General features: G+C 69.7%; 11 protein-coding genes. All 11 read right to left on the reverse strand.

Annotated elements, in window-relative coordinates:
- Positions 1-22: 22 nt before the first annotated feature.
- The 11 genes from RBJ77_RS55235 to pdxS all read right to left on the reverse strand — a co-directional run bounded on the left by RBJ77_RS55235 (position 23) and on the right by pdxS (position 11,868).
- A complete protein-coding gene (locus RBJ77_RS55235) occupies positions 23-2,572 on the reverse strand; it encodes a bifunctional (p)ppGpp synthetase/guanosine-3',5'-bis(diphosphate) 3'-pyrophosphohydrolase (protein WP_372351927.1) in 2,550 nt (849 codons plus the stop codon).
- Positions 2,573-2,739: 167 nt separating this feature from the next.
- Positions 2,740-3,279 (reverse strand): adenine phosphoribosyltransferase, encoded by a 540-nt coding sequence (locus RBJ77_RS55240; protein ID WP_255973906.1) that lies wholly within the window; start codon positions 3,277-3,279, stop codon positions 2,740-2,742.
- 152 nt (positions 3,280-3,431) lie between these two features.
- The gene (secF, locus tag RBJ77_RS55245; protein ID WP_372351928.1) at positions 3,432-4,550 is read right to left on the reverse strand and encodes a protein translocase subunit SecF; all 1,119 of its coding nucleotides are present in this window, start codon (positions 4,548-4,550) and stop codon (positions 3,432-3,434) included.
- A gap of 1 nt (position 4,551) precedes the next feature.
- Complete coding sequence (gene secD, locus RBJ77_RS55250; protein WP_372352154.1) at positions 4,552-6,327, reverse strand: protein translocase subunit SecD; 1,776 nt, start codon at positions 6,325-6,327, stop codon at positions 4,552-4,554.
- Positions 6,328-6,465: 138 nt separating this feature from the next.
- Complete coding sequence (yajC, locus tag RBJ77_RS55255; protein WP_255973909.1) at positions 6,466-6,954, reverse strand: preprotein translocase subunit YajC; 489 nt, start codon at positions 6,952-6,954, stop codon at positions 6,466-6,468.
- 174 nt (positions 6,955-7,128) lie between these two features.
- The gene (ruvB, locus tag RBJ77_RS55260) at positions 7,129-8,208 is read right to left on the reverse strand and encodes a Holliday junction branch migration DNA helicase RuvB (protein WP_372351929.1); all 1,080 of its coding nucleotides are present in this window, start codon (positions 8,206-8,208) and stop codon (positions 7,129-7,131) included.
- Between the two features lie 53 nt (positions 8,209-8,261).
- Positions 8,262-8,873 (reverse strand): Holliday junction branch migration protein RuvA, encoded by a 612-nt coding sequence (ruvA, locus tag RBJ77_RS55265; protein ID WP_255973913.1) that lies wholly within the window; start codon positions 8,871-8,873, stop codon positions 8,262-8,264.
- The gene (gene ruvC / locus RBJ77_RS55270) at positions 8,870-9,427 is read right to left on the reverse strand and encodes a crossover junction endodeoxyribonuclease RuvC (protein WP_255973914.1); all 558 of its coding nucleotides are present in this window, start codon (positions 9,425-9,427) and stop codon (positions 8,870-8,872) included. The genes ruvA and ruvC overlap by 4 nt, the downstream gene beginning before the upstream one ends.
- 104 nt (positions 9,428-9,531) lie before the next feature.
- Positions 9,532-10,284: a YebC/PmpR family DNA-binding transcriptional regulator gene (locus RBJ77_RS55275; protein ID WP_372351930.1), complete on the reverse strand. Its 753-nt coding sequence runs from the start codon at positions 10,282-10,284 to the stop codon at positions 9,532-9,534.
- Between the two features lie 49 nt (positions 10,285-10,333).
- Positions 10,334-10,939 carry a pyridoxal 5'-phosphate synthase glutaminase subunit PdxT gene (pdxT, locus tag RBJ77_RS55280; RefSeq protein ID WP_372351931.1) on the reverse strand — a complete coding sequence of 202 codons (606 nt, stop codon included), beginning with the start codon at positions 10,937-10,939 and terminating at the stop codon, positions 10,334-10,336.
- Positions 10,940-10,944: 5 nt separating this feature from the next.
- Positions 10,945-11,868 carry a pyridoxal 5'-phosphate synthase lyase subunit PdxS gene (pdxS, locus tag RBJ77_RS55285; RefSeq protein ID WP_308284759.1) on the reverse strand — a complete coding sequence of 308 codons (924 nt, stop codon included), beginning with the start codon at positions 11,866-11,868 and terminating at the stop codon, positions 10,945-10,947.
- Positions 11,869-11,927: the final 59 nt, after the last annotated feature.

The raw sequence follows: 11,927 nt of genomic DNA on the forward strand, positions 1-11,927 counted from the left end.
CCGTCCCTCGGGACAGGCTAGTTCACGGCCTGCGCGCCGACGTCACGCGATACACGTCGTACACACCCTCAACACCCCTGACGGCCTTGAGCACATGGCCGAGGTGCTTCGGGTCGCCCATCTCGAACGTGAAGCGGGAGGTGGCCACCCGGTCGCGCGACGTCTGGACGGCCGCGGACAGGATGTTCACGTGCTGGTCCGACAGGACGCGGGTCACGTCTGACAGCAGGCGGGAGCGGTCCAGCGCCTCGACCTGGATGGCGACCAGGAAGACGGACGACTGGGTGGGCGCCCATTCGACCTCCAGGATCCGCTCGGGCTCGCGGGACAGCGAGTCGACGTTCACGCAGTCGCTGCGGTGCACGGACACTCCGCTGCCGCGCGTCACGAAGCCGATGATGGGGTCGCCGGGCACCGGCGTGCAGCAGCGCGCCAGCTTCACCCAGACGTCGTCGACGCCCTTGACCACCACGCCCGGGTCCGCGTTCGACCGGCGCTTGGAGCGGCCGCGCGACGGCGGTGCGCTCTCGGCGATGTCCTCGTTGGCCGCTTCCTCGCCGCCCATCGCCTGGACGAGCTTCTGCACGACGGACTGCGCCGTGACGTGGCCCTCGCCGATGGCGGCGTACAGGGACGAGATGTCCGGGTAGCGCATCTCGTGCGCGAGCGTGACGAGCGAGTCCCCGGTGAGGATCCGCTGGATCGGCAGGTTCTGCTTGCGCATCGCGCGCGCGATGGCGTCCTTGCCCTGCTCGATCGCCTCGTCGCGGCGCTCCTTGGAGAACCACGCGCGGATCTTGTTCCGGGCGCGCGGCGACTTGACGAAGCCGAGCCAGTCGCGGGACGGGCCCGCGCCGTCGGCCTTGGAGGTGAAGACCTCCACCAGGTCGCCGTTGTCCAGGGTCGATTCCAGGGGCACGAGGCGTCCGTTGACGCGTGCTCCTATGGTCCGGTGGCCGACCTCCGTGTGCACGGCGTACGAGAAGTCCACCGGTGTCGCCCCCGCCGGGAGCGCTATGACGTCGCCCTTCGGGGTGAACACGAAGACCTCGTTGCGCGACAGGTCGAAGCGCAGGGACTCCAGGAACTCGCCCGGGTCCTCGGTCTCCTTCTGCCAGTCGAGCAGCTGGCGCAGCCACGCCATGTCGTTGAGGTGGTCGTCCTTGCCGGTGGCCCGCGGCTGGTCGGAGCGCACCTTGGAGGCGCCGGCGACGGCCTCCTGCTTGTACTTCCAGTGCGCGGCGATGCCGTACTCGGCGCGGCGGTGCATGTCGAACGTGCGGATCTGCAGCTCGACGGGCTTGCCGTTGGGGCCGATCACCGTCGTGTGCAGCGACTGGTACATGTTGAACTTGGGCATCGCAATGTAGTCCTTGAACCGCCCCGGAACCGGGTTCCAGCGGGCGTGGACGGTGCCCAGTGCCGCGTAGCAGTCGCGGACCGTGTCGACGAGGACGCGGATGCCCACCAGGTCGTAGATCTCCGCGAAGTCACGGCCGCGGACGATCATCTTCTGGTAGACGCTGTAGTAGTGCTTCGGGCGGCCGGTGACGGTGGCCTTGATGCGGGCCGCGCGCAGGTCGGACTGCACCTCGTCGGTCACTATGGCCAGGTACTCGTCGCGCTTGGGGGCGCGCTCGGCCACGAGCCGCACGATCTCGTCGTACATCTTGGGGTAGAGGATCGCGAACGCGAGGTCCTCCAGCTCCCACTTGATGGTGTTCATGCCCAGGCGGTGGGCGAGCGGCGCGTAGATCTCCAGGGTCTCGCGCGCCTTCTTCTCCTGCTTCTCGCGCTTCAGGTACCGCATCGTGCGCATGTTGTGCAGACGGTCGGCGAGCTTGATGACCAGGACACGCGGGTCCTTGGCCATCGCGACGACCATCTTGCGCACGGTCTCGGCCTGCGCGGCCTCGCCGAACTTGACCTTGTCCAGCTTGGTGACACCGTCGACGAGCAGGGCGACCTGGTCGCCGAAGTCCCGCTTGAGGGTGTCCAGGCCGTACTCGGTGTCCTCGACGGTGTCGTGCAGCAGACCCGCCATGAGCGTGGCCGGATCCATGCCCAGCTCGGCGAGGATCGTCGTCACGGCCAGCGGGTGCGTGATGTACGGGTCGCCGCTCTTGCGCTTCTGGCCGCGGTGCCAGCGCTCGGCGACCTGGTAGGCGCGCTCGATCTGGCGGAGCGTGGACGTCTCGATCTTGGGATCGTTGCTGCGCACTATCCGCAGCAGGGGCTCCAGGACCGGGTTGTACGGGTTCGAGCGCTGCACGCCGAGGCGGGCCAGGCGGGCGCGGACGCGGTTGGAGGAGCCGGAGCGGGCGGCCGGCTGGTTCGGGGCGGGCCGGGCGGGGGCGGTCGCCGGTGGCGGCGTGGGGCGCGGCTGCTCGGCGGCGGGCTTGGGCCGTGGCTGCTCGGCCGCCTCGGCGCCGGGCGTGCTGGTGGAGCCCTTGCCGTTCTGCGCGGGCTTGGCCGGCTCGGCGCTCTTCGCGGGCGTGCCGGAAGGAGCCGAGGCCCGGTCGGCCTGCTGGTCGGGCTTGGCGGCGGTGAGTGGCTTGGCCTCGTCTGGCAACGGCGCTCCTCGTGCACGGGTCCCCCGTTCAGGTCCCGGAGAGCCCATGGTATCGATCCGGCGGCCACCGAACGTATTCGGCCGGTGGGACCGCTTCGTACCCGAGAAACACCAGAGGCGGGCGCCGGATTCCTCCGGGCCCGCCGTGACTGCTGTGAACTGGGGTTTTACACGACCAGCAGCGCGTCGAGCGGGGCGCCGTGAAGGGCGGGTTCCAGCCGGGCACGGCCGGGCAGGAAACCCAGTTCCATGAGGACCGCGACGCCCGCGACCTCGGCGCCCGCGCGACGGATCAGGTGCAGCGCGGCCTCGGCGGTGCCGCCGGTGGCCAGCACGTCGTCGATGACCATGACGCGGTCGTCGGCGCACAGGTCCTCGGCGTGCACCTCGATCTCGGCGGACCCGTACTCCAGGTCGTACGACTGCGAGAGCGTCGCTCCGGGGAGCTTGCCGGCCTTGCGCACAGGGATGAACCCGAGGCCCGCGCGGATCGCGACCGGGGCGCCCAGGATGAAGCCGCGCGCCTCCAGGCCGACGACCTTGGTGGCGCCGTGCCGGACACAGAGCTCGGCGAGGGTGTCGGTGAGGGCGGTGAAGGCCGCCGGGTCCGCCAGGAGCGGGGTGATGTCCTTGAAGAGGACGCCGGGCTCCGGGTAGTCCTGCACGTCACGGATGCGGCTGAGGAGCAGCTCCTTGATGTCGGTCATTTCTGCACCTCAGCGAGTGTGTGTATCGAGATGTGGGGGGGCGGGACGTGGGGTCTCGCACCGACGAAACCCTAGCAGTCGCCCCTGCCGGGAAACGACGCGGGCGCCAGGGCCTCGACGGCTCCTGGCGCCCGTGTACGGGGTCTGCCGGATCAGCGGCGCTTGCCCGAGGGGCGGCCGCGGCCGCGGTTGCGGGCCGGCTGGTTGCGCGGACCCGCGCCCGCCGGGGCGGCGTCCTCCGGTTCGTCCTGCTGCGGCACCTCGGCCTGGAAGCCCTCGGTGGCGGGGCCGTCGGCCTGGGCCGCGGCGGCGGCCCGCTTGGCGAGCACCCGCTTCTTGAGGGCCTTCATCTTCGGCTCGCGCTCCTTGAGGTCGGCGACCAGCGGAGTGGCGATGAAGATCGAGGAGTACGCACCGGCGGCGAGACCGACGAAGAGCGACAGGGAGATGTCGTTCAGCATGCCGGCGCCGAGGAAGCCGCCGCCGATGAACAGCAGGCCGGCGACCGGCAGGAGCGCCACGACCGTGGTGTTGATCGAGCGGACCAGGGTGCTGTTGATCGAGCGGTTGGCGATGTCGCTGTAGGTCCAGCGGGTCTGCTTCTCGATGCCCTTCGTCTGCTCCTTGAGCGAGTCGAAGACGACGACCGTGTCGTAGAGCGAGTAACCGAGGATCGTGAGCAGACCGATCACCGTGCCCGGCGTGACCTCGAAGCCCACCAGGGCGTAGATCCCGACGGTGATGGTGATGTCGTGGACGAGCGCGATGAGAGCCGCGATGGCCATGCGCCACTCGAAGGCGATCGCCAGGTAGATCACGACGAGGACCATGAAGATGGCCAGGCCCTGCCATGCCTTGTTGGCGATCGTCTCACCCCAGCTGGGGCCCACCAGGTCGGCGTTGATCTTGTCGGCGGAGATGTCCAGGTCCTTGGACAGCTCCTCCTTGATCTGGTCCGACTTGCCGGTGTCGATGCCCGCGATCTGGATGCGCAGGCCGCCCGTGCCGAGCTCCTGCACGATCGCGTCGTGGCCCGACGCCTTCTCCGCGTACTCCTCCGCCTTCGCGGCCGAGACGGTGGTCTTGGGCGTCGTGAAGACGGCGCCGCCCTCGAACTCGATGCCCATGTTCAGGCCGCGCACCACGAGGCCGACGATGGCCGTGATGGTGATCAGGATCGAGACGCCGTACCAGATCTTGCGCTTGCCGATGAAGTCGTAGCCGACCTCACCGCGATACAGCTTGGCGCCGAGACTGCCGAGCTTCGACATCTCACGCCTCCTTCGGGTCGACGGAGCCGGCGGCGGTGGCACGGCGGGAGCGGCGCAGCGGGGGCTGCACGCCGAGGCGCTTCGGGTCGAGGCCGGACCACTTGTGGCCGCTCGCGAAGAACTTCCGGCGGGCCAGGATCGTCATCAGCGGCTTCGTGAAGAGGAAGACGACGACCACGTCGAGCAGGGTGGTCAGGCCGAGCGTGAACGCGAAGCCCTGCACCTTGCCGACGGTCACGATGTAGAGCACCGCGGCCGCGAGGAACGACACGAAGTCGGAGACCAGGATGGTGCGCCGGGCGCGCGGCCAGGCGCGCTCCACGGCGGGCCGCACCGAGCGGCCCTCGCGGATCTCGTCCCGGATCCGCTCGAAGAACACGATGAACGAGTCCGCTGTGATGCCGATGGCCACGATCGCACCACAGACCGCCGGCAGGTTCAGCGCGAAGCCGATGGCCGGGCCGAGGAGCGTCATCAGCGTGTACGTGAGGATGCCGGAGGCGAGCAGCGAGGCGAGGGCGACGAGCGACAGGCCCCGGTAGTAGACCACCAGGTAGATGACGACCAGCGCGAGGCCGATGGCGCCGGCGATCAGACCGGCGTGCAGCTGCTCACCGCCGAGCGCGGCGGTCACCGAGGTGACGCTCTGCTCGTGGAAGGTCAGCGGCAGGGCGCCGTACGACAGCACGTTGGCCAGGTCCTGGGCGGACTGCTGGGTGAAGCTGCCGGAGATCTCGGCGTTCGAGCTCAGGGTGGAGCTGACGCTGGGGGCGGAGACCACGTCGCCGTCGAGCACGATGGCGAACTGGTTCATCGGGGACTGCTGGTCCTTGAGCTTGCTGGTCGTCGACGCGAACTTCTTCGAGCCGGAGCCCGTGAACTCCATGTTGACGACCCACTGGCCGGACTGCTGGTTGATGACCGCCTGGGACTTCTTGACGTCCTTGCCGTTCACCTCGGACGGGCCGAGGATGTACTTCTCCCACTGGTCGGCCGAGTTCTTGCCGCAGGCGACGATGGTGTCGGTCGGCTTGGCGCCCTCGTTGACGTTCGTGCGGGCAGCCTTGTCGGTGCAGTCGAGTTCGGTGAACTTCTTCTGCAGCGCGGTCGTCGCCGGGTCGGCCGAGGCGCTCGCCGAGGGGGACGCCTTGTCGTCGGCCTTGTCGCTCGCCGAGGCGGAGGCGCTCGGCGTGGAGTCGGCCTTCAGGGCGTCGGTGACGGCGCGGCCCTGGGAGGTGGCGGTGGCGGACGGGGTCGCGGACGACTTGTCGGTCGCCTTCTCGCTGGAGCCGTCGGTCGCCTTGTCCGTGGCCTTGCCGCTGGAGGAGGCGCTCGGCGACGGGCTCGCGGTGGAGTCCCCGGTCGGAGCGCCGGCGGCCACCGTCAGGACGGGGCGGAAGTAGAGCTGCGCGGTCGTACCGACCTGCTCGCGGGCCTGCTTCTCGTTCGTACCCCGGGGGATGTTGACGATGATGTTGTTGTTGCCCTGCGTCTGGACCTCGGCCTCGGAGACACCCATGCCGTTGACACGGCGGTTGATGATGTCCGCCGCCGTGTCCATGTTGGTCTTGTTGATCGCGTTGGGCTTGCCCGGCTCGTTCTTGGCCTCCAGCGTGATGCTGGTGCCTCCCGCGAGATCGATGCCGAGTCGGGGCGTGAACGTCCCGGAGATGAACATCCCACCGACGAGCGCCACCATGATGATCACGATGAGGCTCAGAGCACGGCCCGGCTTGCTCTGGGCACCTGCCCCTCGGCTCTTTTTAGGTGTGGCCACCTTCTCGTACTCCCTCTCCATCCGCCCGGCATCGGGGTTCGTGCTCGGGCGGCCATGAAATGGTCGAGAATCCGCGCGGGTCACGCACGAACCAGGACCGCGGGGCGCAAGCGGCACGCCCCGCGGCGGTGGTCGTGACTACTTCGCGTCGGACTCGCCGTCGGTCTTCTTCGGCTCCGCGTCATCGGCCTTGGGGGCCTCGGCGGCCGCGGCGGCCTCATCGGCCTCGTCCTTCTTGCCGAGGTCGATGCGCGAGTCGTCGGCGGCGGTCTCGTCGGTCTCGGTGAGGGAGGACGCGTCGTCCGGCACGATGGCGCCGTCCGTCAGCTCGTCGTCGCCGGACTCCTCGCCGTGGACGATGCGGTTGTACTCGTCGTCGGAGAGCACGGCGCCGATCGCGTTCTTCGCGAACATCAGGTGGACGCCGGGGCCCGCGTCGAGGAGGACGGCGTCGTCGTGGACCTCCTTGACCGTGGCGTACATGCCCCCGATCGTCCGGACGCCGGAACCGGGCTGCATTTCATTACGCATCGTGGCGGCCTGCTGCTGCTTCTTCTTGGCAGACCGGGTCATCAGGAACATGGCCCCGATGAGCACGATGAACGGGAGGAGGGTCACGAGACTCACGGGTGGGAACTTCCTTCATACGACCGCACAAAAGAGCGGCCTTGTTGGGTTCGGGGGTCGACCGTCGTCCGGGAAAAGCTATGGACGACGTCGGCGGAGTCTAAGCGAGTCCGCCATCTGGGAACAACGCTCAGCATGGCACCGGGGTTCCACGGCCCGCGAGTCCCCTCGCCGTCACGCCCCGAACAGGTCCTGTTGTCCGCTTGCGCCCGTTCTCCCCTGGGGCGGCGTGAGTCCGAGGTGGGCCCAGGCGGCCGGAGTGGCGACGCGACCACGGGGAGTACGCGCCAGCAGTCCCTCCCTGACGAGGAAGGGCTCGGCCACCTCCTCCACCGTCTCGCGCTCCTCCCCCACCGCCACCGCGAGGGTGGACAGACCGACGGGGCCGCCGCCGAACAGCTTGAGCAGGGCCTCGAGGACCGCCCGGTCCAGGCGGTCCAGGCCGCGGCCGTCCACCTCGTACACGCCGAGCGCGGCCGCGGCGATGTCCCGGGTGATGTGGCCGTCGGCCTTGACCTGGGCGTAGTCACGCACGCGGCGCAGCAGGCGGTTCGCGATGCGCGGGGTGCCGCGGGAGCGGCCGGAGATCTCGGCGGCTCCGGCGGTGTCGATCTCCACGTCGAGCAGGCTCGCCGAGCGGTGGATCACCCGCTCCAGCTCGACCGGCTCGTAGAACTCCATGTGCGCGGTGAAGCCGAAGCGGTCGCGCAGCGGCGGCGGCAGCAGGCCCGCGCGCGTGGTCGCGCCGACGAGGGTGAACGGCGGCAGTTCGAGCGGGATGGCGGTGGCGCCGGGGCCCTTGCCGACGATGACGTCGACGCGGAAGTCCTCCATCGCCATGTAGAGCATCTCCTCGGCGGGCCGGGACATCCGGTGGATCTCGTCGAGGAAGAGGACCTCGCCCTCCTGGAGGGAGGAGAGGATCGCGGCCAGGTCGCCGGCGTGCTGGATGGCGGGCCCGGAGGTGATGCGGATGGGGGCGCCCATCTCCGCCGCGATGATCATGGAGAGCGTCGTCTTGCCGAGGCCGGGGGCGCCGGAGAGCAGGACGTGGTCGGCGGTGGCGCCGCGCGCGCGGGCGGCGCGCAGCACCAGGTCGAGCTGCTCCCTGACCTTCTCCTGGCCGATGAACTCGCCCAGGTCCTTGGGGCGCAGCGCCGCCTCGACGGCCTGGTCCTCCCGGTCGGCGGACGCACCGACGAGCCGGTCGGCCTGCGGGTCGGCCGCGTCGTCGGTGGTCTCGTCCCAGTTCATGTGGTGTGCCTCGCGTTACGGGGATCTACGGGATCAGGGGGCGGGCGGATCGGCTAGCGCGTGCGGTTCAGGGTCTGCAGCGCCGCCTTGAGGAGCTGGCCGACCTGCGGGGTGCCCTCCATGGCCTCGGCCTGCGGGGCGACCGCGCCGACCGCCTCGTCGGCCTCGCGGGTCGCGTAGCCGAGTCCGATGAGCGCGGCGTGCAGCTGCTCGCGCCAGCCGGTGGTGACGGGGGTGCCGATGGCGGGGCCGCCCGTGCCGAGCGGCTCGCCGAGCCGGTCCTTGAGCTCCAGGAGCAGCTTCTGGGCGCCCTTCTTGCCGATGCCGGGGACGGCGGTGAGCGCCTTCTCGTCGGCGGTGGCGACGGCCCTGCGCAGTCCGTCGGGGCTGTGCACGGCGAGCATGGCCTGGGCGAGGCGCGGTCCGACGCCGCTCGCGGTCTGCAGCAGCTCGAAGGTCTGCCGCTCGTCGTCGTCGGCGAAGCCGTACAGGGTGAGCGAGTCCTCCCGGACGACGAGGGAGGTGGCGAGCTTGGCCTGCTGGCCGAGGCGGAGCGTGGACAGCGTGTTCGGTGTGCACTGGACGGCCATGCCGATGCCGCCGACCTCGACCACCGCGGCGTCGGGGGCGAGGGCGGCGACGGAGCCGCTGACGAAGGCGATCATGCGGTACGGCCTTTCAGTGCGTTCGACGCGGTCGCTGCTTTGGCTGTGTGCAGCGCCACGGCTTGCTGGAGTCTGTTCTTCGCGGGGGCTCGCCAGATGTGGCAGATGGCGAGGGCGAGCGCGTCGGCGGCGTCGGCCGGCTTGGGCGGCGCGTCGAGCCGCAGCAGCCGGGTCACCATGGCGCCCACCTGTGCCTTGTCGGCGCGGCCGCTGCCGGTGACGGCGGCCTTGACCTCGCTGGGCGTGTGCAGCGCGACGGGGATGCCGCGGCGCGACGCGCACAGCATGGCGACGGCGCTCGCCTGGGCGGTGCCCATCACCGTACGCACATTGTGCTGGCTGAACACCCGCTCCACGGCGAGGACTTCGGGCTCGTGCTCGTCGAGCCACTGCTCGATGCCCTGCTCGATGGCGACGAGGCGCAGGCCCAACTCCGCGTCCGGCGGGGTCCGTACGACCCCGACGCCGCGCATGGTCAGAGGCCGCCCCGCGACTCCCTCCACCACGCCGACACCGCACCGGGTGAGACCCGGGTCCACCCCGAGAACGCGCACGCCTGACCCCCATATCGATCGCCTGTTTGTGCAGGCTATCGGGTGCCACTGACAAAGCGGCGGGCCGACGGGGTGTGTCCCGTCGGCCCGCCGCTGATGCCGGGTCAGGCGTCGACCTTCTCCATGACCTCGTCGGAGACGTCGAAGTTCGCGAAGACGTTCTGCACGTCGTCGCTGTCCTCGAGGGCGTCGATCAGCTTGAAGATCTTGCGCGCGCCCTCCTCGTCCAGCTCGACCTGCATGGTCGGGACGAAGTTGGACTCGGCCGAGTCGTAGTCGATGCCGGCCTCCTGGAGCGCGGTGCGGACCGCGACCATGTCGGTGGCCTCGGAGATGATCTCGAAGGACTCACCGAGGTCGTTGACCTCCTCGGCGCCCGCTTCGAGGACCGTCTCCAGGACGTCGTCCTCGGAGAGCTCGCCCTTGGGGAGCACGACGACGCCCTTGCGGTTGAACAGGTACGAGACGGAGCCCGGGTCCGCCATGTTGCCGCCGTTGCGGGTCATGGCGACGCGCACGTCGGAGGCGGCGCGGTTGCGGTTGTCGGTGAGGCACTCGATGAGCACCGCGACACCGTTCGGACCGTAGCCCTCGTACATGATCGTCTCGTAGTCGGCGCCACCGGCCTCGAGACCGGCACCGCGCTTGACGGCGGAGTCGATGTTCTTGTTCGGGACCGAGCTCTTCTTGGCCTTCTGGATGGCGTCGAAGAGGGTCGGGTTGCCGGACACGTCGGCGCCGCCCGTGCGGGCCGCGACCTCGATGTTCTTGATCATCTTCGCGAAGAGCTTGCCGCGCTTGGCGTCGATCACGGCCTTCTTGTGCTTCGTCGTAGCCCATTTAGAGTGGCCGGACATCTGCCTGTCTCCTTCGCGTAAACAACCTCTTTAACGAACGCCAGAGATCCTACAAGGAACCCGGCGCGTCCTTCGCCCGCACCATGTCCACGAACAGCCCGTGGAGCCGGTGGTCGCCGGTGAGCTCGGGGTGGAAGGACGTCGCGAGGACGTGGCCCTGACGTACGGCGACGATGTGCCCCTCGTGCTCGGCGAGCACCTCCACGGACGCGCCCACGGACTCCACCCAGGGGGCGCGGATGAAGACGCCCTCTACAGGATCGCCCTCGACGCCCCGCACGTCGACCGCCGCTTCGAAGGATTCGTTCTGCCGTCCGAAGGCGTTGCGGCGCACGATCATGTCGATGCCGCCGATGGTCTCCTGGCCCGAGCGCGGGTCGAGGATCTTGTCGGCGAGCAGGATCAGGCCGGCGCACGTCCCGTAGACGGGCATGCCGTCGCGCACGCGCGCGCGGAGAGGCTCCATCAGGCCGAAGAGGTGGGCGAGTTTGGAGATGGTGGTCGACTCGCCGCCGGGGACGACCAGGCCGTCGACCTCGGCCAGTTCTTCGGGGCGCCGCACCGGCCTGGCCACGGCGTCGGCCGTGGCCAGGGCGATGAGGTGCTCCCGTACGTCGCCCTGGAGTGCCAGGACTCCGATGACGGGGGTGGTCATGGGGACTACCAGCCCCGGTTCGCGTAGCGCTCGGTCTCGGGCAGGGTGTCGCAGTTGATGCCGACCATGGCCTCGCCGAGGTTGCGGGACGCGTCCGCGATGATCTTGGGGTCGTCGTAGAAGGTGGTGGCCTTCACGATGGCGGCGGCGCGCTTGGCCGGGTCGCCGGACTTGAAGATGCCGGAGCCGACGAAGACGCCCTCGGCGCCGAGCTGGCGCATCAGCGCGGCGTCGGCCGGGGTGGCGACGCCGCCCGCGGAGAAGAGGACCACCGGCAGCTTGCCCAGCTCGGAGACCTCCTTGACCAGCTCGTACGGGGCGCGCAGCTCCTTGGCGGCGGCGTACAGCTCGTTGTTGTCGAAGCCGCGCAGCTTGGCGATCTCGTTCTTGATCTGGCGCAGGTGGCGGACCGCCTCCACGACGTTGCCGGTGCCGGCCTCGCCCTTGGAGCGGATCATCGCGGCGCCCTCGGCGATGCGGCGCAGGGCCTCGCCCAGGTTGGTGGCGCCGCAGACGAACGGGGTCGTGAACGCGAACTTGTCGCTGTGGTTGACCTCGTCGGCCGGGGTGAGGACCTCGGACTCGTCGATGTAGTCGACGCCGAGGGACTGGAGCACCTGGGCCTCGACGAAGTGGCCGATGCGGGACTTGGCCATGACCGGGATGGAGACGGCCTCGATGATCTCTTCGATCATGTTCGGGTCCGACATCCGGGCCACGCCGCCGTCCTTGCGGATGTCGGCGGGCACCCGCTCCAGGGCCATGACGGCGACGGCTCCGGCGTCCTCGGCGATCTTCGCCTGCTCGGCGTTGACGACGTCCATGATGACGCCGCCCTTGAGCTGCTCGGCCATGCCGCGCTTGACGCGGGCGGTACCGGTGGCGGGAGCCTCGGCGGACGCGGTGGACTGCGGGGTGCTGGTGGACACGGGTGACCTCACTCGATGAAGAAGGCTTCTTGCAGCACCGAGGAAACTCCTGTGGACCA

Source organism: Streptomyces sp. KL116D (assembly GCF_030766975.1).
In the GTDB taxonomy this organism is placed as follows: Bacteria; Actinomycetota; Actinomycetes; order Streptomycetales; family Streptomycetaceae; genus Streptomyces; species Streptomyces longispororuber_A.